This window comes from Roseateles sp. NT4 (assembly GCF_051857475.1).
GTDB lineage: Bacteria > Pseudomonadota > Gammaproteobacteria > Burkholderiales > Burkholderiaceae_C > Pelomonas.
Genome location: NZ_JBPZGZ010000001.1, coordinates 716,499 through 741,121 on the forward strand (window position 1 = coordinate 716,499; position 24,623 = coordinate 741,121).

16 protein-coding genes and 2 riboswitches are annotated in these 24,623 nt (G+C 68.9%); of the genes, 2 read left to right on the plus strand and 14 right to left on the minus strand.

Features of this window, described 5'->3' with window-relative positions; all coding sequences use genetic code 11:
• Nucleotides 1-3: 3 nt before the first annotated feature.
• On the minus strand, nucleotides 4-801 hold the full coding sequence (locus ACS5PN_RS03295; RefSeq protein ID WP_439462510.1) for an NRDE family protein: 798 nt from the start codon (nucleotides 799-801) through the stop codon (nucleotides 4-6).
• Between the two features lie 86 nt (nucleotides 802-887).
• On the opposite strand from ACS5PN_RS03295, the gene ACS5PN_RS03300 reads away from it, so the two are divergent.
• Nucleotides 888-1,637: a substrate-binding periplasmic protein gene (locus ACS5PN_RS03300; RefSeq protein WP_439462511.1), complete on the plus strand. Its 750-nt coding sequence runs from the start codon at nucleotides 888-890 to the stop codon at nucleotides 1,635-1,637.
• A gap of 160 nt (nucleotides 1,638-1,797) precedes the next feature.
• Here the strand turns inward: ACS5PN_RS03300 and ACS5PN_RS03305 are convergent, their stop codons facing one another.
• The 5 genes from ACS5PN_RS03305 to gcvT all read right to left on the minus strand — a co-directional run bounded on the left by ACS5PN_RS03305 (nucleotide 1,798) and on the right by gcvT (nucleotide 8,099).
• Nucleotides 1,798-3,186 carry an L-serine ammonia-lyase gene (locus ACS5PN_RS03305; protein WP_439462512.1) on the minus strand — a complete coding sequence of 463 codons (1,389 nt, stop codon included), beginning with the start codon at nucleotides 3,184-3,186 and terminating at the stop codon, nucleotides 1,798-1,800.
• A gap of 61 nt (nucleotides 3,187-3,247) precedes the next feature.
• Nucleotides 3,248-3,661 carry a hypothetical protein gene (locus tag ACS5PN_RS03310; protein WP_439462513.1) on the minus strand — a complete coding sequence of 138 codons (414 nt, stop codon included), beginning with the start codon at nucleotides 3,659-3,661 and terminating at the stop codon, nucleotides 3,248-3,250.
• A 10-nt stretch (nucleotides 3,662-3,671) separates the two neighbouring features.
• Entirely contained in the window at nucleotides 3,672-6,560 is a 2,889-nt protein-coding gene (gene gcvP, locus ACS5PN_RS03315; protein WP_439462514.1) for an aminomethyl-transferring glycine dehydrogenase, read from the minus strand.
• Nucleotides 6,561-6,595: 35 nt separating this feature from the next.
• The gene (gene gcvH / locus ACS5PN_RS03320; protein WP_439462515.1) at nucleotides 6,596-6,970 is read right to left on the minus strand and encodes a glycine cleavage system protein GcvH; all 375 of its coding nucleotides are present in this window, start codon (nucleotides 6,968-6,970) and stop codon (nucleotides 6,596-6,598) included.
• A 16-nt stretch (nucleotides 6,971-6,986) separates the two neighbouring features.
• Nucleotides 6,987-8,099, minus strand: a complete 1,113-nt coding sequence (gcvT, locus tag ACS5PN_RS03325; protein WP_439462516.1) for a glycine cleavage system aminomethyltransferase GcvT — start codon at nucleotides 8,097-8,099, stop codon at nucleotides 6,987-6,989.
• 27 nt (nucleotides 8,100-8,126) lie between these two features.
• A riboswitch (glycine riboswitch) is annotated at nucleotides 8,127-8,241 on the minus strand.
• Nucleotides 8,242-8,260: 19 nt separating this feature from the next.
• Nucleotides 8,261-8,358: riboswitch (glycine riboswitch) on the minus strand.
• A 92-nt stretch (nucleotides 8,359-8,450) separates the two neighbouring features.
• On the opposite strand from gcvT, the gene ACS5PN_RS03330 reads away from it, so the two are divergent.
• Entirely contained in the window at nucleotides 8,451-9,287 is an 837-nt protein-coding gene (locus ACS5PN_RS03330) for a PEP-CTERM sorting domain-containing protein (protein ID WP_439462517.1), read from the plus strand.
• A 6-nt stretch (nucleotides 9,288-9,293) separates the two neighbouring features.
• On the opposite strand, the gene ACS5PN_RS03335 is transcribed toward ACS5PN_RS03330, so the two are convergent.
• The 8 genes from ACS5PN_RS03335 to ACS5PN_RS03370 form a co-directional block, all read right to left on the minus strand.
• Nucleotides 9,294-12,536, minus strand: a complete 3,243-nt coding sequence (locus tag ACS5PN_RS03335) for an amidohydrolase family protein (protein ID WP_439462518.1) — start codon at nucleotides 12,534-12,536, stop codon at nucleotides 9,294-9,296.
• Between the two features lie 63 nt (nucleotides 12,537-12,599).
• Nucleotides 12,600-15,161 (minus strand): ATP-binding protein, encoded by a 2,562-nt coding sequence (locus ACS5PN_RS03340; protein WP_439462519.1) that lies wholly within the window; start codon nucleotides 15,159-15,161, stop codon nucleotides 12,600-12,602.
• An 82-nt stretch (nucleotides 15,162-15,243) separates the two neighbouring features.
• On the minus strand, nucleotides 15,244-16,143 hold the full coding sequence (locus tag ACS5PN_RS03345) for an aspartyl/asparaginyl beta-hydroxylase domain-containing protein (protein WP_439463685.1): 900 nt from the start codon (nucleotides 16,141-16,143) through the stop codon (nucleotides 15,244-15,246).
• A gap of 14 nt (nucleotides 16,144-16,157) precedes the next feature.
• Nucleotides 16,158-17,027 carry an LpxL/LpxP family acyltransferase gene (locus ACS5PN_RS03350; protein WP_439462520.1) on the minus strand — a complete coding sequence of 290 codons (870 nt, stop codon included), beginning with the start codon at nucleotides 17,025-17,027 and terminating at the stop codon, nucleotides 16,158-16,160.
• A gap of 87 nt (nucleotides 17,028-17,114) precedes the next feature.
• Nucleotides 17,115-17,444, minus strand: coding sequence for a hypothetical protein (locus ACS5PN_RS03355; RefSeq protein WP_439462521.1), 330 nt, complete (start codon nucleotides 17,442-17,444; stop codon nucleotides 17,115-17,117).
• An 11-nt stretch (nucleotides 17,445-17,455) separates the two neighbouring features.
• Entirely contained in the window at nucleotides 17,456-21,355 is a 3,900-nt protein-coding gene (locus ACS5PN_RS03360; protein WP_439462522.1) for an eCIS core domain-containing protein, read from the minus strand.
• A 4-nt stretch (nucleotides 21,356-21,359) separates the two neighbouring features.
• The gene (locus ACS5PN_RS03365) at nucleotides 21,360-23,315 is read right to left on the minus strand and encodes an ATP-binding protein (RefSeq protein ID WP_439462523.1); all 1,956 of its coding nucleotides are present in this window, start codon (nucleotides 23,313-23,315) and stop codon (nucleotides 21,360-21,362) included.
• A complete protein-coding gene (locus tag ACS5PN_RS03370; RefSeq protein WP_439462524.1) occupies nucleotides 23,312-24,619 on the minus strand; it encodes a hypothetical protein in 1,308 nt (435 codons plus the stop codon). Before ACS5PN_RS03370 ends, ACS5PN_RS03365 begins: the two co-directional genes overlap by 4 nt.
• Between the last annotated feature and the right edge of the window lie 4 nt (nucleotides 24,620-24,623).

The window sequence follows — 24,623 nt, forward strand, 5'->3', positions numbered from 1 at the left end:
CGGTCAGGGCCAGCCGGCCAATTCGTGGCGGGTAGGCGTCAGCCACTCGCCCTGGGCCGTCACCGTGCGCTCGATGATGTGGGTGGCCCCGCTGGCCTCCCGGATCAGCACGGTCGCGCAGCGGGTGCCGTAGACGGCGCGGCCGGGCTGCGCCGGGTCAGGCATGCGAATGAAGCGGGGCGACAGCAGGCGTTCGCGTTCCAGGCCGACGCCGGTATCCGGCAAGGCCGCATCGGGCGCCGGCGTCGAGTCGCGCAGCGCGTTGAACAGCCGGTCGGCGAGCAGCGGGGCTGACGGCGCTGCGGCCAGGGCTTCGGCCATCGCCGTCTTCAAGCCCAGCGTCTTGGGCCAGGGGGTGTCCAGGGCTGCGTTGGACAGCGCGTGAATGCCGGCGCGCAGCTCGAGCGGTGCGCCTGCACGGTTGCTGATCCAGTGCCAGCTGTTGCGGGTCAGATCGGCGGTGACGAGGTTGAAGCCGTTGTAGCCCTGTGCCAGGCCGCTCGCGAAGCCCTCGGCGCCATCGGCCGAACTCAGCCAGTCGACAACCAGGGCGCCGCGCGACGGTGCGTCGGGGTCTTGCCTTGCGGGCTCGCGCACATTGGTCAGCAAGGCGAGGCGCCCGCTGCGGCTGAGGCCGAACCAGGTGCCGCCGGCAGATAGGTCGCGGCCGGCCAGGATGTCCGGGCGGTCCGGCCACCAAGCCATGGGGGCCGCGGCGCGGGCAAAGAACTCGTCGCGGTTGGCGGCGATGACGAGGGGGAAGCGCGGATGGGCGTTCAGCGCAAAGGCGGCAAGGCACATGGGCGGGATGTGGATCTGTGTAGGAACCCTGCCATGGCCGGCGCGGGCGCCCGCCTATCATCGGCGCATCGACACTGGAGAACACAGTGCAGCGACGTCATGTGGGGCTGATGGGGCTTGTCTGGGCGTTTGATTCGCTGGCCGCCCCGGCTGAAGCGCCTTTGCGGCTGCTGAGCGAGGAATTTCCGCCCATCAATTTCACGGAAGCCGGCCAACCCAGCGGATTGGCCGTCGAGATCGTGCAGCATGTGCTGCAACGCCTGGGTTCGGTGCAGCGCATCGAATTTCTGCCTTGGGCGCGGGCCTATCGCGAGGCACAGGGCAACCAGCCGGTGGCCCTGTTCTCGGCAGCGCGCATCCCGGAGCGCGAGAAGCTGTTCCAGTGGGCCGGGCCTATCGTGACCTTCTACAGCAGCTTCTATGCGCGCGCTGGCGCCGAGCGGCTCAGACGCTTTGCCGACGCCCGCCTCGCCGAGGAGGTCCTGGTGGTGCGGGATTGGTATACGGCCCAGCAACTGGCATCCGAGGGTTTTCGCAATCTGCGCTATGTGAGCGATCCTGTTCAAGGCCTGCGCATGCTGATGGCCGGCCGGGCGTCGCTGTTTGCGTCGGAGCGCATCAGCATGCCCGGGACGCTGGCGTCCGCTGGCATCGAACCCGGCGCTCTGGCCGAGGTCTACACCTATGCCAGCAGCGACGGCTACATCGCGTTCTCACCCGGCACGCCGCGGCGTGTCGTGATGGCCTGGCAGCGCGAGATCGATGCCATGAAGCGTGACGGCAGCTTTCAGGCCATCTATAAGCGCTGGCTGCCGCAGGACAATCCGCCAAGATGAGGAGCCCCTCGCCGCTCACAACGGGCTGAACGCCGGTGTGCTCGTCGGTCCCCCGAGGGGACGGCGATGCTTGGCGGATCGACCGCCAAGCACATCGCCAGGCGGGCCGGCTCGGGAGCGGCCCAGCGCTCGGCCCGAATACCCAATACAGGCCGAAAAGTCAGCACTCGACGATATTCACCGCCAGGCCGCCGCGGGCTGTTTCCTTGTACTTGGTCATCATGTCGGCGCCGGTGTCGCGCATGGTCTTGATGACCTTGTCCAGGCTGACGAAGTGGGTGCCGTCGCCGCGCAGCGCCATGCGGGCGGCGTTGATGGCCTTGACCGAGGCGATGGCGTTGCGCTCGATGCAGGGGATCTGCACCAGGCCGCCGACGGGGTCGCAGGTCAGGCCCAGGTGGTGCTCCATGCCGATCTCGGCGGCGTTCTCGACCTGCTCGGGCGTGCCGCCCATGACTTGGCACAGCGCCGCGGCGGCCATCGAGCAGGCCACGCCGACCTCGCCCTGGCAGCCGACCTCGGCACCGCTGATGGACGCGTTTTCCTTGTAGAGGATGCCGATGGCCGCAGCGGTCAGCAGGAAGTCGGTCACGCCCTTGGCCGTGCTGCCATGGACGAAGCGCGTGTAGTAGTGCAGCACGGCGGGGATGATGCCGGCCGCGCCATTGGTGGGCGCCGTCACGACGCGGCCACCGGCGGCGTTCTCCTCGTTGACGGCCAGCGCGTAGAGGTTGACCCAGTCCATCACCTGCAGCGGGTCGCGCAGCGCGGCCTCCGGGTTGGCGGTCAGGTCGCGGTGCAGCTGAGCGGCGCGGCGCTTGACCTTGAAGCCGCCGGGCAGGATGCCCTCAGTCTTGCAGCCGCGCGTGACGCAGGCCTGCATGACGTTCCAGATCTTCATCAGGCCGGCGTCGATCTCGGCCTCGCTGCGCCAGTGGCACTCGTTGCGGCGCATCAGCTCGGCGATGGACAGGCCGTGGCGTCTGGTCTGCACCAGCAGCTCATCCCCCGTCTTGAAGGGGTAGGGCAGCACGGTCACGTCGGGCGCAATGACCTTCTGCTTGCTGCCGTCGGCCGCCACCTCGTCGCTGACGATGAAGCCGCCGCCGACCGAGTAGTAGACGCGGTTGGCGATCTCGTTGCCGTCCGCGTCGAAAGCGATGCAGCGCATGCCGTTGGCGTGGAAGGGCAAGGTCTCGCGGCGCTTGAAGACCAGGTCCTTGGCCTCGTCGAAAGCGACCCGGTGCTGGCCGATGATGTTGAGGTCGCCGGCGCGGATGGCATCCAGCAGTGCCGGGATGGCCTCGATGTCCACCGTGTCCGGCTCATGCCCGGCCAAGCCCAGCAGCACCGCCTTGTCGCTGCCGTGGCCCTTGCCGGTGGCTCCCAGCGATCCGTAGAGGATGACCTGCACGCGGGCCACCTTGTCGAGCAGGCCATCGTGTTGCAGCCGCAGCCCGAACAGGCGCGCGGCGCGCATCGGTCCGACCGTGTGCGAACTGCTCGGGCCAATGCCGATCTTGAAGAGGTCGAAAACGGAAACGGCCATATGGCGCTACCTTGAGTTGATGAAGCGCCGCTCAGCTAGGGGCTTCGGATGTCTTGCGCAGCTAGACGCCGCGGCTGTCTTCAGCTGTTCGCTCGACGACAAACTTTGGATTCGGCCCCAACCAAGCAGCCTTGAATGAAGTCAGTGCGCTGAACAGCGAGCCCAGGATCGCCATTCCCAACCCCAGCGCCAGCGCAAACATCATGACGAGCGCCGTGACGGAGTCCTTGAACCCAGAGGATGCCGACATTGCCAACGCCAGCAGCGCCGATACAGCGGAAAGGAGCAGCAACCAGCCTAAGACGAACCAGGTCTTGCGACGGTAGTAACTGCTTTTGGCTTCGCCATCAGCTGGGAAAGGCCCGGTCCAGGTGAACAGCAGTCGCATCGGTGCCGATTTGGGAAAGCGCTTAATCCCCCACCGCAAGCCAAAAACCAACACCATGAGCAAAGCGATCAAGAGGTCGTTGCTCATGGCGTGACGATCAGGCTTCTTGGTATTCGCTCAGCGGCACGCAGCTGCAGAACAGGTTGCGGTCGCCATACACGTTGTCCACGCGGCCCACCGGCGACCAGTACTTCTGGCGGCGCAGCGAGGGCAGCGGGAAGGCGGCAGCCTCGCGGCTGTAGCCGTGGGTCCACTCGGTGGCGCTGACGACCATGGCCGTGTGCGGCGCATTGACCAGCGGGTTGTCCTCGCGGCTGACCTTGCCGGACTCGACGTCGGCGATTTCGTGGCGGATCTGGATCATCGCGTCGATGAAGCGGTCCAGCTCGGCGCGCGACTCGCTCTCGGTCGGCTCGACCATCAGCGTGCCGGCGACGGGGAAGCTCAGCGTGGGTGCGTGGAAGCCGTAGTCGATGAGGCGCTTGGCGACGTCTTCGGCGCTGACGCCGCTCGTGTCCTTCAGCGGGCGCAGGTCCAGGATGCACTCGTGGGCCACGCCGCCACCCTTGACGCCGTCAATGCCACCCGAGAAGTGGATGTCGTAGTGGTCGCTCAGGCGGGCCGCCACGTAGTTGGCCGACAGGATGGCGACCTCGGTGGCCTTCTTCAGACCCTCGGCGCCCATCATGCGGATATACATCCACGAGATGGGCAGCACGGCGGCGTTGCCCAGCGGGGCGGCGGACACGGCGCCGATATTGGTTTCCTTGCCCAGGCCGGCGGTGCGGTGCGCCGGCAGGAAGGGCACGAGGTCGTCCACCACGCAGACGGGGCCGACGCCCGGGCCGCCACCGCCGTGGGGGATGCAGAAGGTCTTGTGCAGGTTCAGGTGGCTCACGTCGCCGCCGAACTCGCCGGGGGCGGCAATGCCGACCAGGGCATTCATGTTGGCGCCGTCCACATAGACGCGGCCGCCGTGGCTCTTCACCATCTGGCAGATCTCCTTCACGTGGGTGTCGAACACGCCATACGTGGAGGGGTAGGTGATCATGATGGCGGCGAGCTTGTCGGCGTGCTGCTCGCACTTGGCCTTCAGGTCGGCCAGGTCGATGTTGCCTTCCTTGTCGCACTTGGTGACGACGACCTGCATGCCGACCATCTGGGCCGAAGCCGGGTTGGTGCCGTGGGCCGATTCAGGGATCAGGCAGACGGTGCGCTGGGCGTCGCCGCGCGACTCATGCCAGGCCTTGATGGCCAGCAGGCCGGCGTATTCACCCTGCGAGCCGGCATTGGGCTGCAGGCTGATGCCAGCGTAGCCGGTGCATTCGGTCAGCCAGTTCTGCAGCAGGGTGTCCAGCTCGGTGTAGCCGGCAAGTTGGTCCTGCGGCGCGAAGGGGTGCACGCCCGCGAACTCCGGCCAAGTGATGGGGATCATTTCGGCCGTGGCGTTGAGCTTCATGGTGCAGGAGCCCAGCGGGATCATGCTGCGGTCCAGCGCCAGGTCCTTGTCCGACAGGCTGCGGATGTAGCGCAGCATCTCGGTTTCGCTGTGGTGGGTGTTGAAGACCGGGTGGGTCAGGTAGGCGCTGCTGCGGCGCAGTTGCGACGGGATCAGGCTGTCCACGCCAGCGGCGAACTCTTCCACCTTGGGTGCTGAAGCGCCAGCAGGGGCCAACCAGCTCCAGATCGCTTCGATGTCGGCACGCGAGGTGGTCTCGTCCAGCGCGATGCTGACGTGCTTGTCGCTGTGCTTGCGCAGGTTGGCCTGGGCGGCGACGGCCTTGGCGGTGACGGCAGCAGCGTCGCACTCCACCAGCAGCGTGTCGAAGACATGCGGCGTGACGACCTTGACGCCCATGCGGGTCAGGCCGGCGTGCAGGATGGCCGTGTAGCTGGCCACGCGCTCGGCGATGCGCTTGAGGCCTTGTGGGCCGTGGTAGACGGCGTACATGCTGGCGACGACGGCCGGCAGCACCTGGGCCGTGCAGATGTTGGAGGTGGCCTTCTCGCGGCGGATGTGCTGCTCGCGGGTCTGCAGGGCCAGGCGCATGGCGGGGTGGCCTTGCGCGTCCTTGCTGACGCCGACGAGGCGGCCCGGCATGGAGCGCTTGAACTCGTCCTTGCAGGCCAGGAAGGCGGCGTGCGGGCCGCCGGCGCCCATGGGCATGCCGAAGCGCTGGCTGTTGCCGGCCACGATGTCGGCGCCGAACTCGCCGGGCGACACCAGCAGAGTCAGGGCCAGCAGGTCGGTGCAGACGATGAAGGCGGCCTGCTTGGCATGGGCCTGGTCGGCGAAGGCCTTCAGGTCATGGATGAGGCCGGTGGTGCTGGGGTATTGGCAGACGACGGCGAAGTAGTCGTTCTCGGCCATCAGTGCGGGCGCCATGCCGACCTTGACCTCTAGCCCCAACGGCGCGCAGCGCGTCTGGATGACCTCGATGGTCTGCGGGTGCACGTCGCCGGCGACGATCAGCGTGTTGCTCTTGCTCTTCACGCCGCGCTTGGCCAGCGTGACGGCCTCGGCGGCCGACGTCGCCTCGTCCAGCATGGAACCGTTGGCGATGTCCATGCCGGTGAGGTCGGTCACCATGGTCTGGAAGTTCAGGATGGCTTCCATGCGGCCCTGCGAGATCTCGGCCTGGTAGGGCGTGTAGGCCGTGTACCAGGCGGGGTTCTCGAGGATGTTGCGCAGGATGACGCCCGGCGTGTGCACGCCGTAGTAGCCCTGGCCGATGAAGCTCTTGTAGACCTTGTTCTTGCCGGCGATCAGCTTCAACTCGGCCAGTGCGCCGGCCTCGGTGATGGGCGCGGGCAGCTTCATGCCCTGCGAGCGGCGGATGGACTTGGGCACGACCGCGTCGATCAGCGCGGTGCGGCTGGCCACGCCGACGGCGGCGCACATCAGGGATTCATCGACGGCATCCGGCCCGATGTGGCGGGCGTGGAATTCGGAGGCGTCTTCGAGTTGGGAGAGCGGCGTCGGCATGGCGGGTCTTGCTTCGAGAAATTACAGGGCTTGGATCAGAGCGTCTTCAGCAGCGCGTCGTAGGCGGTCGAGTCCATCAGCGCGTCGAGCTGGGCGGGGTTGCTCAGCTTGACCTTGAAGAACCAGCCGGCCTTCAGCGGGTCGGTGTTGGCCAGGGCCGGGTCGTCGCGCAGGGCTTCGTTCACTTCGACGACTTCGCCGTCGACCGGCATGTAGACGTCGGCCGCGGCCTTGACGGATTCGACGACGCCGGCAACTTCCTTTTCGGCATAGGTCCTGCCGACTTCGGGCAGGTCCACGAAGACCACGTCGCCCAGCGCATCCTGGGCGTGAACGGTGATGCCGACGGTCGCGGTGCCGTCACCATGGACGTCCAGCCATTCGTGGTCGGGGGTGTACTTGATGCTCATCGTTCAGGCTCCGTGATTAGCCGCGGTAGTAGCGGTTGGGGGTGAAGGGGGTGGAGGAAACAACCATGGGCGTGCGCTTGTCGCGCACGACGGCGAAGACTTCGGTGCCGACGGCCGTGTGGGCCTTGTCGAGATAGGCCAGGGCCACCGGCTGGTTGACCGTGGGGCCGAGCGTGCCGCTGGTGACGGTACCGATCTCGGTGCCGTCGGCGCTAACGATCTTGGCGCCTTCACGCACAGGCATGCGCTCCTTGCCGACCAAGCCGACACGCTTGCGAGCCGCGCCGTTGGCCAGTTGCTCGTCGATGACGGCGGCACCGGGATAGCCGCCGGCCCGGGCGCCACCGGCGCGGCGCACCTTCTGGATGGCCCAGGTGATGGAGGCTTCGACCGGCGTCGTCGTGGTGTCGATGTCGTGGCCGTAGAGGCACAGGCCGGCTTCGAGGCGCAGCGAGTCGCGTGCACCCAGACCGATGGGCTTGACCTCGGCATGGCTCAGCAGCTTGCGGGCCAGGGCCACGGCGTCGTCCTGGTGGACGGAGATCTCGTAGCCGTCTTCGCCGGTGTAGCCCGAGCGGGTCAGGAAGGTGGCTATGCCGTCCAGCTTGAAGAAGCCGCCGGTCATGAAGGTCAGTTGGGCGACCTCGGGGTTCAGGCGGCTCAGCACGTCGACGGCTTGCGGGCCTTGCAGGGCCAGCAGGGCGCGCTCGGGGACGGGAATGACTTCGCAGCGCGAGCCGATGTGCTTCTGCATATGCGCAATGTCCTGCTCCTTGCAGCCGGCGTTGACGACGACGAAGAGGTCGTCGGGGCGCTTGCAGACCATCAGGTCGTCCAGCAGGCCGCCTTGCTCGTTGGTGAACAGGGCGTAGCGCTGCTTGAACACACCCAGGTCGATGATGTCGACCGGCACCAGGGTTTCCAGCGCGGCGGCGGCATCGGCGCCCACCAGGCGCACCTGGCCCATGTGCGACACGTCGAACAGGCCGGCGGCGGCGCGTGTGTGCTTGTGCTCGGCCATCACGCCGGCGGGGTATTGCACCGGCATGTCGTAGCCGGCGAAGGGCACCATCTTGGCGCCGAGTTCGACGTGGAGGGCGTGAAGAGGTGTTTGCAGCAAAGAGGACATCAAGAGCTCCGACGGAATTCGGGTTTGGATGTCCTCGCTGTCCGGGGTACCTGAGAGATTGACAAGGCGGTTGGCAGTCCCGCGCAAGCTTGCCCCTTCGGTGGACCCGCTCAAGGGCGGGCCTCTCTCCAGTGAGGAACGCCCCAGTGTCTGCCACCGGTGGCGTTTTGTCAGTCCTTTTGCCTGAGCGTTCGAGCGGTGAGGCCCTGCGCCTTCGGCGGCCCCCAACAACCCCGGGGCGCTCTCCTGACTGGGGGGCATTCTAGATGCCAAAGAAGGACGTCTTCGGACCTAGGGGGTGTCGTTTCAAAACCCGTGTCGCAGACTGGTCCGACAACCAGGAGACAGGCCATGATCTTCTCGCGTGCATTGGGTGCCATCACGCTGGCTGTTGCCAGCATCGGAGCGCAGGCGGTCACGAACGTGACCGTGCAGCTGGGCGTGAATCCGAACTTTGCCGGTGGCACAGGCCCCGTGAATCCGGTGCTGACCCAGGCCGGCCCCGCCGAGCTGAGCAGCGGCCTGGTGACCGGCGGCTTCAGTTCCAGCGGCATGGCGCATGCCTATGCCGACATCGGCACACTGAAGGTGGACGGCACGTCCGAGGGCAGCCTGAACAGCCTGGCGCGGGCCAGCTGGCGCGACGACTTCATGCTCAACCTGCCGGGCGTGGCCGCCAACACCCAGGTCACCGTCAATTTCACGCTGCTGTTCGACGGCAGCCTCAACGTCGGCTCGTCCAACATCGGCTCGGCGTCCTGGCAGGTGAGGGCGGATGTCGGCGGCGGTGCCTACGACCTGGGTGGTGATGCCACCCTGTACAACAACTCGCCGTCGCTGGCCAAGCATGGCTATTTCGGCGACCCGCTGGGCGCCTTGCACGGCACGGCCACCTTCCTGACCGGCCAGAACCTGCCCCTCATCGTCGAGCTGACGGGTGTGGCCCAGACGGCCTACGACGGCCACGACGGCCCCTTGGCCACGGCGTCCTTCGACCTGGCGCACACCCTGCGCTGGGGCGGCATGACCGTGTCGCTCAACGGCGTGCAGCAGAACGACGTGATCCTGACCTCGGGCTCGGGCTTCAACTATCTGCAGGCGGCACCCGTGCCCGAGCCGGGCACGTTGATGATGGCGCTGTGCGGCGCCGCCGTGCTGGTGGCTCGGCGGCGCCTGTCCCGCACTTAGTCGCCCTCAATCACCCATGTGGCCCGACTCCAGGGCCTCGCTGTCGATGGGCATGCTCTTGCCGTCGGCACCTTCGAAGAACAGCGGCTTGCGGGCCTTGGCCACCGGCGCCACCTGGTTCATCGTCATGGCGTCGAACAGGCGGCCGTTCTGCATCACCTGGACGATGCGGTCGGTCTGGCGGATGTCGGCCAGCGGGTTGCCGTCGATGACGACCAGATCGGCCAGCTTGCCCGGCTCCAGCGAGCCCAGGTCTTTCTCCATGCCGAAGTTGCGCGCCGGGTTGATGGTGGCGGTGCGCAGGGCCTCGTGAGGCGTCATGCCGCCCATGACGAACATCCACATCTCCCAGTGCGTGCCCAGGCCTTCGCGCTGGCCGTGGGCACCGATGGAGGTGTTGACGCCGGCGCGTGACAGCTGGGTGGCGGTGCGGGCGACGCGGATGACGTTGAAGTCCTCCTCGGGCGCCGTCTCGCGGCGCACCGAGCGCGGCTCCAGCACGCTGCGCGGCACATAGCGGCTCAGCAGCGGGTGCTTCCAGACGTCTGTGCGGGCATACCAGTAGTGCTCGCCGTCCAGGCCGCCGTAGCCGACGTTCAGCGTCGGCGTGTAGCCCACGGCCGTCTGGCCCCACAGCTGCTTCACGTCGTCCCAGACCTCGGCCAGCGGCAGCGCGTGCTCCACCGTCGTGTGGCCGTCGACCACCATGCTCATGTTGAGCTGGAACAGCGAGCCGCCTTCGGGCACCACCATCATGCCGGTCTGGCGCGCCGCCTCCAGCACCTGCTGGCGCTGGTCGCGGCGCGGTTGCTGGTAGCTCTTCACGCTGATGGCGCCTTCGGCCTTCTGGCGGTTCAGGTGGGTCAGCGCGTCGTCCAGGCTGTTGACGTTGGAATAGAAGGGCGTGCGGGCGCCGTAGAGGATGGTGCCGGTCGAGTAGATGCGCGGGCCCAGCACGATGCCGGCACGTTGCATCTCGCTCTGCGTGAAGATGGCCGAGCTGAGGTTGGACGGGTCGTGCAGCGTCGTCACGCCGAAGGCCAGCGACGCCAGGTTGACCCAGCTGGTCTGAGGGATCAGGCCGGAGTCGTTCATGGCGCCGTGCCAGTGGGCGTCGATGAAGCCCGGCACGATGGTCTTGCCGCTGGTGTCGATGCGCTTGGCGTCGGCGGGAATGGCGACGTCCTTGCCCACGGCCACGATGCGGTTGCCGTCCACCAGCACGGTGCCGCCCTCGATGATCTCGTCGCCCTTCATGGTCACGACGCGGGCGCCGGTCAGCGCGATCTTGCCCGTGGGCTTGTCGCTGGCCTGCTCGAAGCCGATCTTCTGGCTGGTTGCCTTGTCCTTGCCTTCCGCGTTGGCAGTGAACAGCTCGTCGCCCAGCGTGAAGTGCAGCTGCTTGCTGTCGCCGCTCCAGTGCAGGGCGGAGGCTGAGTTGACGTCGAGCTGGCGTACCGGCAGGGCGTCCATCTTGCCGCCGACCGTGATGGGCTTGCCCGCCAGGGGCAGCGGCGTCACATAGGCGTGATAGCGCTCGACAAAGCCCAGCCATTGGCCGTCGGGCGAGACGCTGTACTCGGCCGCCGCGTCGCTGCGCGCCACTTCCGTCTCGCTGCGGTCGCGCAGGTTCAGGCGGGTCAGCGAGAAGCGCTGCTCGACCTCGCTGGTGCTGCTGGTCTTGGTGAAGAAGAGCTCGTCGCTCTTGGCGCCGAACTGTGCGCCGCTACCGTCCTTGCTGAAGCGCTCGGGCTTGCCCGAACCGTCGGCGGCGGCCAGGTAGAGACCGGTGTCCAGGCTGTGCCAGGGGCTGGTCAAGCCGCCGCCCTTGACCTTGCGGTAGACGACCTGCTTGCCGTCCGGCGACAGGCGCGGCTCCAGGTATTTGCCCGGCTCCTTGACGACGACGGTCTCGCGGCCGCTGGCGACGTCCAGGCGGCGGATGGTGCCTTGCGTGTCGTCACGCCAGGTCGCGAACACCAGGCTCTTGCCGTCGCGCGACCAGCTCGGTGCGAACTCGAAGGCGTCGTTCTGCCTGGTGAGACGACTCGGGGCGCCGTTCGGCAGCTCCTTCACATACAGCGAGCCCAGTGCCGAGTAGACGACCCGCTTGCCGTCGGGCGACACCTGGGCGCCGCGCAGCTGGTGCACGGCGAACTTGTCGGGCGCGACGACCTGGGCGTAGCGCATGGGCTCGCGCAGCTCGCGGGTGTCCTTCACATGGAAGGGGATGTCGGCGGCCGTGCCCTTGAAGGGGTCGACGCGCCAGATCTTGCCCTCGGCCCAGACGACCATCTCCTTGCTGCCAGGCATCCAGGCAAAGCTGGGGTAGACGCCCCACATGGCCCAGATCTCCTGCAGGTCGCGCGACAGGCCGCTCCAGGCCGGGAACTCGCGGCCGGTGGCCAGGTCCTTCAGGAACAGCGTGCTCTGGTTGCGCACGCGGCGCACGAAGGCCAGGTATTTGCCGTCGGGCGAAGGCGTCGGTCGCACCGCGCCGCCGGGGCCGGTGACGAAGGCCTCGACCGAGCCGTCGCTCAGGTCCTGGCGGAAGATCTTGTAGATCTCGCCATTGCTGTCCTTGTTGTACTCGAACACGCGGCCGGGCGTCGTGTCCTGCGAGTAGTAGAGGTATTTGCCGTCCGCAGACACGGCCGGCTCGCCCAGGTCCTTCTGCCAGTTGGGCTTCTCGTTGAGCTGCACGCCCTTGTTCTTGGCCGCGTCGCCATCGACGTGGAACATCCAGATCTCGCCCGAGCCTGCGCTGCGCGTGCCGGTGTAGTGCTTGCGTGCCAGCAGGTATTTGCCGCTGGGGTGCCAGACCGGGTTGTTCAGCAGGCGGAAGTCTTCCTTGGTCACGGCATGCACGCCGCTGCCGTCGGCATTCATGACCCAGATGTTGTCGCCACCGCCGGCATCGCTCAGGAAGGCGATCTGCTTGCCGTCGGGCGAGAAGCGGGCCTGGTGTTCCCAGGCGATGGAATGCGTCAGGGCCTTGGCCTCACCACCGGCGATGGGCAGGGTGTAGAGGTCGCCGAGCAGGTCGAACACGATCGTCTTGCCATCGGGGCTGACGTCCACGCTCATCCAGGTGCCGGTCTTCACGTCGATGTTGGCCGTCTTGGCCACGCCGGGCGGCGTGTTGACGTTCCACGCCGGTGCCTTGGGGGCTTCCTTCGGCGCTTCTTGAGCGTTGGCGGCGAGGGCCGCGGCCAGCAGCAGGGAGGGGGCGAAGCTCAGACGAGACATAGGTCGGGTGTGGGAAGACCAAAACCTTCGATGCTAGCGAAGGCCGGCTTGTCCACCCGTTCGTCACGCCCCTGTCAGGGCCAGGGCTTCGCTCAAACTGAGGGTTTGTCCCAGGCTCCAGGCGGCCTTGGCGCCGACGCTGCTGAGCTGGGAAGCGGCCAGGCGACGCACGCGGGCCAACGCACGGGCTTCGCGAGAGCCCAGCACGCCCAGGTGACGCTGCCAGTACTGCTCGGCGAAGGCCGCCAACTGCAGCGCGTGCTCGGGATGGCGCAGTCGGGCCAGCGGCCGCGGGAAGAGCTGCAGCGTCAGCGCGCGGGCATGCAGATGCTGGCGACCATGGGCGATGCGCAGGGCCTGGCGCGCGGCAGCGAGGGCGGCGGGCCAATCGCGGCGCGACTCGTGCGCCATCGCGAGGGTGTAGGCCGCGTCGAGCTGGCCGACGCCGTCGCCGTCTTCCTCGGCCAGGCGCTGGCAGGCCGTGATCCAGCCCACGGCCGTCGCGGTGTCGCCGAGTTCGATCAGGCATTGGGCGCGGTTGCGCAGGCGCGCGGCGGCCTGGCGTGAATGGCCGACGGCCTCCCACAGTTCCTGGGCGCGGGCATAGAGCGCCTCCGCCTGCGCCGGCTGGCCGCGCGACACGGCGATGGCGGCCAACTGCTGCCAGGCACGGGCTTCGGTTGCGACATCGCCGACGCGGCGGGCCAGGGCCACGGCTTCCTCCAGCGGACGGGTCTGGCCCTGCTCGCGGTTGTCGCCGGCCAGCAGCACCCAGGCGCGGCGCACCAGGGCCGGGGCTCGCGCGGCCGGGTCGGGGCCGGCGAGTTGCAGCGCACGTTCCGCCTCGGCCAGGGCCAGGGTGCGGTCGCCATGGGTGAAGGCCAGTTGGGCACGCAACTCGTGGCCGGCAGAGGAGGGCGCCAGCTGCAGCAGCAGGCCGAGCTGATCGACCAGGGTGCGGTCCACGCCGTCGCTCTCCCAGCAGGGGCGCAGGGCCAGGGCCAGGCTCAAGCCGGCTGCGGCATCGCCATCGTCAGCTGCACTGCTGATGAGGGCGCGCGCCTGCTCGCGGCGCGGCGTCCAGGCCGTGATGGGCGCCTGCAGCCCGAGGGCTGTGGCCCAGTCGCACAGGGCGGCACGCAACGTGCGGCGGGTCGCGCGCTGCTCGGCCACGTCTGTGCGGGCGAGCACACCGCGGCGCAGCAGCTCCAGCATGCGGTAGCGCGGCTCGGCGTCGCCGCCGGCCTGCACCAGGGAATGCCCCGTCAGCTCATTGAGCAGGGCCGGCGTGCCGTCCAGGGCAGCGACATCGGCCCAGGCAAAGGCGCCGGGCAGGGCAGCCAGGCGTTGCAACAGCGCGCGCGGCTCGGGGCCGAGCAAGGCCAGGCTCCAGTCCAGCAGGCCGGCCACCGAAGCGTGGCGAGGCGCGCGCGTCGGGCTGGCCAGCCACGTCGGCATGGCGCCGGCCCCCAGGCCTCGCCACTGCTCCAGCATCTGCGCCGGCGAGAAGCTGCGCACCCGGGCCGCGGCCAGCTCCAGCGCCAGCGGCAGGCCTTCGAGTTCGCGGATCAATTCGGTCAGCGCGGCCTGGTTGTCGCGGCTGGCTTGGAAATCAGCCCGCACGGCGCGGGCGCGGTCGACGAACAGGGCCTGGGCGGTGTCCGTCGCGTCGGCCAGCGGCGCCACGTCGAGCAGGGTCTCGCCATCCACCTCCAGCGCATGGCGGGACGTGACCAGCAGGCACAGCGCCGGTGCCAGCGCCAGCAGGCGCTGCACGGCCTGGGCGACGATGCCCAGGGCCTGCTCGGCGTTGTCCAGCACCAAGAGGCGCATGCCGCTCGGGTCCTGCAGCGCCGCCTCGATGGCCGGCCAGCCGCCACCGCGCGTGACCATCAGCGCGCGCTCCAGCGCCGCCACCAGGCCGGCCTCGTCGCGCACCTCGGCCAGGGCGGCCATGCCGCAGCTCCAGTCGGCCTGCTTGAACTGCAGCCAGGCCAGTTCCACCGCGAGCCGCGTCTTGCCGACGCCGCCCGGGCCGATGAGGGTCAACAGCCGCGCTTCAGGCAGTTGTGCGGCCAGGGCTTCGAGGCGGCCGGGCGGCGCGAAGTAGCGCGTCAGATAGCGCGGCAGGCTGGTGGCAAACGTCGGCTGGGGCGGGGCCGGTGTCGTCGCGAACTGCAGCACCGGCGGCGCCTGGGCCGGCAGGTCATCGGCCAGCGCGGCGAGACGATGGCGCTCGGTCACCACCCAGTCGTCGAAGTGGCCCGGCAGCAGCTCTCCACCGTAATGAGCATGGCTGCGGCTGGCCTCGAAGTCCTGCACGTCGGATGTCAGCGCGCCGGGCAGCAGCGAGATCTGCAGGCGGTCGGCGTTGAAGAGAGGGGCCTCCTCGGTCTCGAGCAGGGCGCGCAGGGTCGACAGGGTCTGGCGCAGGCGGTTGCGGCCGACGTCCAGCTCGACGCCGGGCCACAGCAGCTCGACGAGTTCCTCGCGCGGATGCTGGCGTTTGGGTTGCAGCGCGAGGCGCGCCAGCAGCAGGGCCGCGGCGCGGCTGGGCAGGCGCGTCAGCTCGACGCGGCCGGCGCGCTCGATCTCGAAACCACCGAGCAGGCGCAGCCGCAGCATGTCAACGGCGCCCGGCCGCCCGTAGGCGTTGACGCGCCCCCTCGGGGGGCAGCGGCCGGAGGGCGCGTGGGGGTCTCATGTTCTATGGCCAAAGCCACCAGACGATCAGGCCGCCGAACAGCACCCACTGGATGGCGTAATAGGCAAAGCGGCTCTTGGCCTTGATCCGCTTGCCGAACATGCGCACCTGCTGCACATAGGCGAACAGGCGGTTGATGCCGCCAGTCTTGTCCGTGTCTGAGTTGGGCGCCGAGGCCGCGCGGATCAGCGTGTTGCTGATGAAGTGGTTGAACCAGCGCGCCACCGGGTTGTTCAGCGGCCGCTCGACGTCGCAGAACAGGATGATGCGCATCATGTCCGACTGGTTTTCGGCATAGTGCAGATAGGTCTCGTCGAAGATGACGCCTTCGCCATCGCGCCAGAAATAGCGCTCGCCGTCGACCGAGATATAGCAGCTGTCGGCGTTGGGCGTGACCAAGCCGAGGTGGTAGCGCACCGAGCCGGCAAAGGGGTCACGGTGGGTGACTAGGCGTCCGCCCGGCGGCAGGGCCGCGAACATGGCGGCCTTCACGGTCGGGATGCGCTGCAGCAGCCCGGTCGTCACGGGGCAGAGCTCCTTGGCCGAAGAGTGCGCGTCGTCGTACCACTTCAGGTGAAAGCGCGTCCAGCCGGTCTTGAAGAAGCTGTTGAAGCCGGCGTCGTTGTACTTGTCGCTCTTCTTGATCTCGCCGGCATCGGCCAGCTTGAAGGCCTCGGCGCGGATGTCCTGCCAGTGTTCCTCCAGCAGCTTGAGCTCCGGGAAGCCCGCCACCGGCAGATAGGGCTTGGCCGGCAGCTTGGAGAACAGATACATCAGGCAGTTGATGGGCGCCATGAAGGTGGAGTGATCCATCAGCTGGCGGAAGAAGCGCAGGCGAACCCGGCCGCGGAAATGCACATACATCGTGCTGGCGATGAAGATCGCGACGATGCTGAGCTTGATGTAGGGGATGTCGTTCATCGTGCGTAGAAGTCGGCCTCGCCGGGCGGGCGCGACTTGAAGCGTTTGTGCAGCCAGAAGTACTGATGCAATTGTCGGCGCGCCTGGGCCTCGATGACGGCATTCATGCGGGTGGCGTCGGCGACGATGTCATCGGTCGGGAAATTCTGCAGCGCGGGTTCGATCACCAGCGTATAGCCATCCGCTTCCCGGCGCGGGTAGCAGGGCAATACGGCCGCCTTCGTCACGGCCGCCATGCGCGACAGCCCGCCGATGGTGGCCGCCGGCACGCCGAAGAAGGGCACGAAGACCGAGTCGCGCGCGCCGAAATCCTGATCGGGCAGGTAGTAGAGGCGGTAGCCTTCCTTCAGCGCCCGCAGCGTCGGCCGTGTGCCCTGCTGGCGCGCAAAGATGATGCCGGTGCCGAAGCGCAGGCGCTTGGCGCGGAAGAAGGCGTCCAGCCAGGGGTCCTTCTGCACCGAGTAGATGCTGACCAGGCGCGTCTCCAGTGACACCCTGAGGCCGGCCAGGTCCAGGCCGGTGAAGTGGGGCATCATCAGGATGACATTGCGGCCGTCCAGGGCGCGCAGATGCTCCAGGCCTTCGATGCGCACCAGGCGTTTGAGCTTCTCGCGCGAGGCGAACCAGCAGTAGCCGTACTCCAGCAGCATCTGCACCATGGCAACGAAGTTGCGTCGCAGCAGGCGGGCGCGCTCGGCCTCGCCGAGTTCGGGCAGGCACAGGCGCAGATTGACTGCGCCGATGCGGCGGCGCGAGGTGGGCAACGCATAGATCAGGCTGCCCACCAGCCAACCCAGGGCGGTGATGACCCGGAACGGCAGCCAGCTCAGCAGCCAGACGACGCCGACAAGCAGCCTCAGGCCCACGGGGTCCTCGGTCGGTCAGTCAGCAGATTCCGTTCAAAAACAATCACTTAGGGTTGCAGTGTGGCCGGTTGGGCCGCCATTGTCGTCTCAGGTCGCCATCTCCATGCGCTGCAGGCGCAGCCGCTGCGCCACAAGCATCAGCAGCGGAATGGCCGCCAGCCAGGCAAAGGCCCAGGCCGAGGGATGCATCCACCAGGCCGCGGCCACCAGACCGCACTGCAGCAGCATGGCATTGCCGAAGCCCGCGCCGCGCCCGCCGGCGTAGGCGGCGATCAGCATGAGGGTCAGCCACAGGCCGAGCAGGACGCGCAGGGCCAGCCACAGCGGGCCGGTCTCGGTGATGGCCAGCAGGCCGACCAGGGCCGGCCATTGCAGCAGGGCGAAGGTGCAGGGTTCGGACAGGGCGCGGTGGATCATGGCGGTCTCCATCAAGGGCGGCGGATCTCGTAGCGGGTCCAGTCGTAGTCGATCTGGTTGCGGGCGGGGCTGGTGGGCGACAGCACGGTCGGCGCCGTCGCGGGCGAGTTGGGATCGAAGACTTCGGCCGTCATGCTGACCGAGACGGGGATGTGCTGCTCGGCATCGACGATGCGGCGGATCACACGCAGTTCGTTCACGGTGCGCGTGGTGGTGCGCGGCTGGGCCGGCGTCGCGCTGGCCTTGGTGATTTCCTGGTCGATGGCGGCCAGGTCGCTGCCGCGGCCCGGCAGGTAGCCGGTGGCCTGCACGTGGACGTTGCGGGCTGACTTGCCGGCGGCGATCTGGTTCTTCAGCGGGCGCTCGAAGGCGCGGTACATCGAATCGCTGCCGCGGTTGTTGGCGGCCTGGGTGAGCGGCGTCAGATTGGCCCAGGTTTCGCCTGAGCCGCCGAGGTTGTGGTTCAGCAGATGGCCACGGATGTAGTAGGGGTTGCTGGGCGAGGGGCCGCGGGCGGCGAGGTCGTCCCACAGCCCGCCGACCACGCCGCTGCCGGGCTCGCTGCCGGGCGCGCAGTCGCGCGTCAGCGTGGCCACCGTCACATCGCGGCCGAAGCCGTGCTGCAGGCTGCCGTAGACCGGTGGCGACGAGGGGCCTACGCCGGTGCTCCCCATGAAGGCCATCAGCCGCCCGGCCACGACGCCGAGCTGGTTGGTCAGCGCGGGAATGCGCTGGTCCGGGCTGTTGGGCGCCGGCGGTGCCGCGGGTGATCCCGGCGAGCTCGGCGCCGGCGGCGACACGCGCTGCAGGGTCTGGATCTGGTCGAACAGACCCTGGGCCAGGGCCACGTCGGCCGCCGGCGCGGTCGCACGAACCGCGTCCAGGAAACGGTTGAAGGGCATGGGCGTGGACTCGACGGTCAGCACTGCATTGGCATCGTCGCCGTGGAAGTACAGCTCATGGCCGGCGCCATCCGGCGCGTTGAAGGACACCCGGATGCCCAGCCAGCCCAGCACCGCGCCGACGGCACCGCGCACCGCCGCCGCGCCGCGCCGCGCCATCTGGATGAAGGCCTGGCCCAGCTCGATGGCGCGGTCGATCAGCCAGTCGATGCCCTGGTCGACCAGCTCGCGCACCGTCTCCAGCAGCTCGTGCATGCGCTCGCCGATATTGCCCAGGCCGAACTGGTTGGCCAGGAAGCCGATCGCTACCGGCATTGCGCGGTCCAGCGCGTCCTCCAGGAAGCCGGCGGCGCCGTCAATGGCGCCGTGGGCGATGTCCAGGATGCCGTCGAGCACGCGCGAGACGATCTCCAGCATCTCGCGCAGGTACTGCATGAAGGATTCGATGGCGTTGTAGACGGCGATGAGCGTGTTGATGACGGGCATGACGCCGGTCACGTCCAGCAGGCTCATCAGCCAGCGCGTGGCGCGGCCGATGATGGCGTCCGTCACCCAGCTGATGACGCCGTCCAGCACGCGGTCCCACAGGTTGGTCAGCTGGTTCTGGATCTCCACCCACAGCCCCGCCGGCCCCTCGTCGATGAGGATGGACAGGAAGTGCCAGGCGCCGGTCGCCAGGTTCATGATCTGGCGCAGCCGCCTCACCGTGCTGGCATCCAGCTTCAGCGTCAGGCGCTCGAAGATGTGCTCCACGGTGATGCCCAGCACCTCCAGCACGAAGCTGAAGATGGAGCCGATGGAAAAGTCCCGCGGCGGCGTGATGCCGGCAGACTCGGCTTGGCCAAAAAGCCAACCGCTGACACCGTTGAGCAGATGCGTGCCGATGTTGTCGAAGAAGCGCCCGAAGCCGGCCTTGACGGCACCCAGCAGGTTGATGAGGAAGCCCACCGGGTCGGTCAGGATGTCGCCGATGGCCGCCGCGGCCTTGGCCAGCACCTGCACCACCAGCTCCGGCGGCAGGCCCAGCACGCGCAGCACCGACTGGAAGAAGGTCCAGGCCGCCCCGGCCAGGTCGCCGTCCACGAAGACCTGGCGCAGGATGCGCAGGGCCGTGGCCTGCACGCGCGGCCACAGCGTGGGGTCGCTGAAGAACTGGCCAAAGACGGGGATGCGCGCCAGGATCTGGTTGAAGACGAAATTCTTGACGGGTTCGCGGATGCAGCAGGGGATGGCCTCCCAGACGCTGGACAGGATGAGCTGGGGCAGGCGCATCAGGTCGGTGACGACGCCGATCAGCCGTCGCACCACGCCCACCGCGTTCTCGATGAAGGGCGTCAGCGCGTCGAAGCCCTGCAGGATCCAGTCGAACAGGCCGCGCACCTTCTCGTCCGCCCAGCTGACCAGGCGCAGGGCCGCGTCCTCCAGCCAGCCCAGGGCATTGGCCAGCATGGCCATCAGGCTGTTGGAGCGCAGGCTGCCCATCAGCGACGACACCGCGGCGCCCAGCGCCCCCACCTTGGTCGACACCCAGCCGCCGGCCTCGACGATGACATTGCGCACCGTGCCGATCACCTGCGTGACCGACGGCAGCACGGTGGCCAGCGTGTCGCGGTTCTCGGCCACGCCGTCGCCGCCTTCCATGGCCGTGGCCGAGGCATTCAGCTGCGTCGACATCTGCTGCATCTGCTGGCCGAAGTTGCGCATCCACGGCGGCGGCAGCATGTCGGCCACCTTCTGGGCCGTGGCGGCGATGGGCTGCCAGACCGGCGCCGTCTGCTCCTTGACCCAGTCCCAGGCCTCGCCCGCCTTGGTGGTGATCCAGCCGACGATGCCGCCTGAGCTGTCCCCACTGCCGGCCTCCTCAGGCCCGAAGAGCTGCTCCTTGACCCAGCCCCAAGCGTCGCCGACGGCGCTGCGTATCGGCTCCGTCCAGTTCCAGATGTCGGTGCCGAATTCCTCGATGCGAGCCCAGACCGCGCCGGCCTTCTCGCGCAGCCATTCGATGGCCGGCGCGCCATAGCCGTTCCACAGGTCGCTGAAGAAGTCGCCGATGGGCTGCAGAAAGGTCGTCAAGCGGTCCCACGCTTCGCCGGCCACCTCCGTGACGAAGGTCTTCAATTCGTCGATGGCATTCAGCAGCGGCTGGCAGTCGCCCGACATCAGCGCTGCGGCGATGCCGGCGGCGCGTTCGACCAGGCCGGTAAACACGCCCAGCATGGCCGTCAGCGTGCCGCTGGGGTCCAGCGCATTCAGCACCGAGGCCAGGCCGTCCAGGGCCGACGACACCATCTCGCGCAGCAGGGCCATGGGGCCGCGTTCGATGATGGGCACCAGGCTGGGCGCCACCTCGCGCACCAGGCGCATGGCGACGGCGCCTATGGCTTCGCCTACCGCTTCGGCGGCATCGCCGACGGCGTCCACGCCCGCGTCGACGACATCGCCGCCGAAATCGGCCACGGCGCCGGCGGCGTCGCCCAGGGTGTCGAGGATGCCGGAACGCTGCACGCCGGTGGCGGGCTGTTCCTTGGCCGTCAGTGGTGCGCCGCTGGCGGCCTTCTTCGCGTTGGCCTCGGCCTCGCGCTCGGCCTTGTCGTGGTGGGCGCCGCCATCGGCCGCGCTGGGCTGGGTGGCAGGCGTGCCGGCCTGGCGCTGCTGCACGACGTGGGTGAGTTCATGGGCGAGCAGGCCGCGGCCTTCCGCGCCTTCGGGCGCGAACTGAGCCGCACCGAAGACGATGTCGCTGCCGGCCGTGTAGGCCCGTGCGCCCAGGCCGGCGGCCGACGCGGCGGCAGCCCCGTCGGTATGAACGCGCACATCGGCCAGTGGCGCGCCAAAGCGGCCTTCCATCTCATGGCGCACCGGTGCCGGGAGGGTCTGGCCGCGGCCGGCCTTGTCCTGCAGATAGCGCGGCAGGCCGGCGGATGTCGATGATTTGGTTGCAGCAGCCCGTGGCGGTCCGCGGCCCGCCCCGCCTCGCGGCGTGCGTGCGGTGGCGGTACGGGCTTGCATGACGCTACAGGTCAGAGGGCGCGCTGCGACCCAGCTTGCGGTACTCGGCGCGCAGGCCGTCGGCGATGTCGGCGTAGGCGATGCGCGCACCACGGGCGCGGGCCTGGGCGGCGGCGGCCAGCACGGCATTGCGCACATGACCGCCGGCAAAGTCGCCCAGGGCGGCCAGGCGGTTGAGGTCGGCGGCCGTGCAGTCGCTGGCCTCGCCGAGATGAGCCTGCCAGAGATGGCGCCGCGCGGTGGCGTCGGGGGCGACGAAGTCGACGATGAAGTCCAGCCGGCGCGCAAAGGCAGGGTCGAAGCGGGCGCGGCTGTTGCTGGTCAGCACGACGATGCCGCTGTGGGTCTCGATACGCTGCAGCAGGTAGTTCGTTTGCGCATTCGCAAAGCGGTCGTTGGCGCTGGCCACCTCGGTGCGTTTGCCGAACAGGGTGTCGGCCTCGTCGAAAAGCAGCACCGCGTCGGCGTGCTCGGCACGGGCCAGCAGCTCGGCCAGGTTCTTCTCGGTGTCGCCAATCCACTTGCTCAGCATGGCGGCCAGGTCCACGCGGTAGATGGGCAGGCCGAGGCGATGCGCCAGCCATTGGCCGGCCAGCGACTTGCCGGTGCCGCTGCCCCCCGTGAACAGCATGCGCACGCCGTCGGTGGCACGGGTGCGGGCCGCCGCGCCCAGGCCGGCTTGCAGGGTCTCGCGCTGCGTGCAACGCTGCACGATGCGGTCCAGCTCGGCGCGCAACGCGGGGCTGACAACGAGGGCGGCGTCGGGCACGGTCTCGCTGAGGGGCTGGGCCAGGGCGTCGAGGGCGCGGCCCGAGGGTGTCATCAGAGCGGCGCGGTGCAGGCTGTCGCTTGATGCCTGGCCGGCGCCGAGCAGACGGGCCAGGCGGGCGTGGTCGCTGATCTGGGCATAGCCGGCCCGGTAGCGTTCGGCGGCTTGAGCGGCCAGGGTTGCGTCGGCCAGGGCGTCTTGCCAGAGAGCAGCGCGGGTTGCCGCATCGGGCAGGGGCACGCGCCAGTCGGCCATGGGGCCATCGCGGCGTACGCCGCCGTCCAGGCCGGTGACGACCAGGGCCGGACCGTCGTAGATCGTCAGGGCCGGCAGCGTCGTCACGGCACCGGGCGTACCGGCAATCTCGAAGACGGGGACGCGGCCGGTCAGCACCAGCCAGGCTTCGACGCCTGGGGGCAGCGTCTCGGTGCTGGAGAACCAGGCCGGCTTGGTGCCGAGACGCAGCACCAGTTCGGCGGCCAGGCCGTTCGCCTCATGCGGCGCAGCACTGCGGATGACGAGGCCGGAGCGCGGCATGGCGGCGAGATCGCGGGCCCAGTCGGCCAGGGTCGTGTTGAGGCTGGGCACGGCGGCCACGGGCCAGAGCGCGGGCGTTGGCGCGCCGGGCCAGTCACAGGACACGCCCGCCAGGGCGGCGGCGATGGGTGCCGGCACGCGCAGCGTCGTCTCGCACAGCGGGCGGGCGGTGTTGGCTTCCTCGGCCTGCAGCAGGCCGTGGCGCAGGGCGCGGCCATAGGCCAGGGCATGCAGGACCGCCGCCTCCCCGCGCTGCGGGTCAGCGGGATCAAAGCCTTCCTGCAGCGGCGCCAGGGCTCGCGCCAGCAGGGCCAGCGTCGGCCGCGGTTGGGGCTGCGGCGCCTGCATCCAGGCGATGACGCGACAGACCAGGGGATCGTCTTCCACCGAGGCAACCAGCGCCAGGGCCAGGGTTTCGAGGGCGCTGAGACCAAAGGCCTGGCGGGCGCGGGCCAGGGCCGCATCCTTGTCCAGGCTGTCCAGGGCATGGACGCACCAGCCGTCGCCCCCCGCAGCGGCCAGGGCATCGCGCAGAAAGCGCTCTTCGGGTGCGGCCGCCGGATCGCCGGGATGGATGAGCAAGGCACCCAGGGCCGCCAGGCCGAAGTCGCGCGGGCGCATCGTCAGTGGGGGCGGCAGGTCGGCGGCGTTCATGAGGGGTAGTGAAAGTGCACGATGCGGCCCAGCCAGGGAACGAAGCCGGGGTTGATGTCGAAGCCGGCGCGACGAATGCGCAGGTCCAGCGAGGTCGGCGGGAACTCGACGTCGATGCGCTCGGGCGAAATCCAGGCCGAGCCTCTGCGGCGGGCGATACGCAGCAGCGGTAGGCGTGCGTCGCGGACGGCGGCAAGGCGGGCGATGCGCAGCCAGTGCGAATCGCCTGTGGCCGGCAGCTCGAGACCGGCGAGGGCGGTGTGGATGAGGTCGTCGTCCGGGATGCGGCAGCGCCGGCGGGCAGCTCGCATGGCCCCGGACCAGGCAGCCAGTGGATCGTCGGCGCCGTCGAGCCCATGGCGCAGCAGCAAAGGCAACAGCAGCCACAGGCCGGACCAGGCGCTGGCGAAACCTTCGTCGAGAGTGGCTTGGGGTGCCAAGCTCATGACGGACCGAGCGGACGGCGTCGTGGCGCCTTCCGCAGCTTGGCGTCGCGGGGTAGCCAGAGTCGGCTCGTCCGGGGGCGGAACCGGGCTTTTCCTTACCGGTGATTCAAGCGCGAATTCGTCGGTGATCGTGGTCCAGCTTTCGATGCGAATGTCTTCGCAGAAGCCGCGCATCGCCGCCATCGCGTCAAGCAGCCGCACCCGCGGCGTCTGGACGCGGGGCACAGCCGATGCGGCCTGAAGCCGTCGGCGGGCCGGCGCCGGAACCGCTCTCAGCGCATCGACCACGTCCAGTACGGCGAGCGCCTGTGCGTCGCTGATGGCTTCGACAAACTGAGCCGCCATCCGGTGTTCCGCGATCAGCTCCAGCAGCGCACGAACCGACAGGGCCCGCTTTTGCGCCTCGGCGGCAGAAGAGGTCGCCACCAGGCCTTCCTCCCCGGCCAGCATCAACGCCACGGCGCGCTGCGGCCACTCGCCTTGCGCGTCCGGCGGCATCAGTCGCCGCCAGAACCAGGCCTCGGTCGCTTCACCGCGCAGCCATCGCCTCAGCAAAGCCAGCCGAGCCGTCGCCAGGCTGGGTGCCCACACCGCCTCGGCAGTGTCGCTGGCCTGCTCGATGGGCTGGGCGCGGGCCGCGAGCTGCTGCCAGGCGCGTTCCAGCTGCAAGGCCAGGGTTTGCGAGCTGACGCCCGCCGCCGCACGCAAGCGCAGTCGGTGAACAAGCACGAGACGATTCAGCAGGGCGGGTGGCTTGGACGACACGCGCAGCGCGTCCTCCACGCTGGGCAGCAGGCCGGGCACCGCCCGCTGCGACCGCAGGCGCAGTTGCTGGACGGTGATGTCGGCCGCGGCCATGGCG

Bases quoted from the DNA above. Each gene is read 5' to 3' on its own strand.
- ACS5PN_RS03360 (WP_439462522.1), bottom strand. From the start codon at position 21,355: ATGCAAGCCCGTACCGCCACCGCACGCACGCCGCGAGGCGGGGCGGGC.
- gcvP (WP_439462514.1), bottom strand. From the start codon at position 6,560: ATGCCGACGCCGCTCTCCCAACTCGAAGACGCCTCCGAATTCCACGCC.
- ACS5PN_RS03330 (WP_439462517.1), top strand. From the start codon at position 8,451: ATGATCTTCTCGCGTGCATTGGGTGCCATCACGCTGGCTGTTGCCAGC.
- ACS5PN_RS03355 (WP_439462521.1), bottom strand. From the start codon at position 17,444: ATGATCCACCGCGCCCTGTCCGAACCCTGCACCTTCGCCCTGCTGCAA.
- ACS5PN_RS03335 (WP_439462518.1), bottom strand. From the start codon at position 12,536: ATGTCTCGTCTGAGCTTCGCCCCCTCCCTGCTGCTGGCCGCGGCCCTC.
- gcvH (WP_439462515.1), bottom strand. From the start codon at position 6,970: ATGAGCATCAAGTACACCCCCGACCACGAATGGCTGGACGTCCATGGT.
- ACS5PN_RS03305 (WP_439462512.1), bottom strand. From the start codon at position 3,186: ATGGCCGTTTCCGTTTTCGACCTCTTCAAGATCGGCATTGGCCCGAGC.
- ACS5PN_RS03310 (WP_439462513.1), bottom strand. From the start codon at position 3,661: ATGAGCAACGACCTCTTGATCGCTTTGCTCATGGTGTTGGTTTTTGGC.
- gcvT (WP_439462516.1), bottom strand. From the start codon at position 8,099: ATGTCCTCTTTGCTGCAAACACCTCTTCACGCCCTCCACGTCGAACTC.
- ACS5PN_RS03365 (WP_439462523.1), bottom strand. From the start codon at position 23,315: ATGAACGCCGCCGACCTGCCGCCCCCACTGACGATGCGCCCGCGCGAC.
- ACS5PN_RS03340 (WP_439462519.1), bottom strand. From the start codon at position 15,161: ATGCTGCGGCTGCGCCTGCTCGGTGGTTTCGAGATCGAGCGCGCCGGC.
- ACS5PN_RS03370 (WP_439462524.1), bottom strand. From the start codon at position 24,619: ATGGCCGCGGCCGACATCACCGTCCAGCAACTGCGCCTGCGGTCGCAG.
- ACS5PN_RS03295 (WP_439462510.1), bottom strand. From the start codon at position 801: ATGTGCCTTGCCGCCTTTGCGCTGAACGCCCATCCGCGCTTCCCCCTC.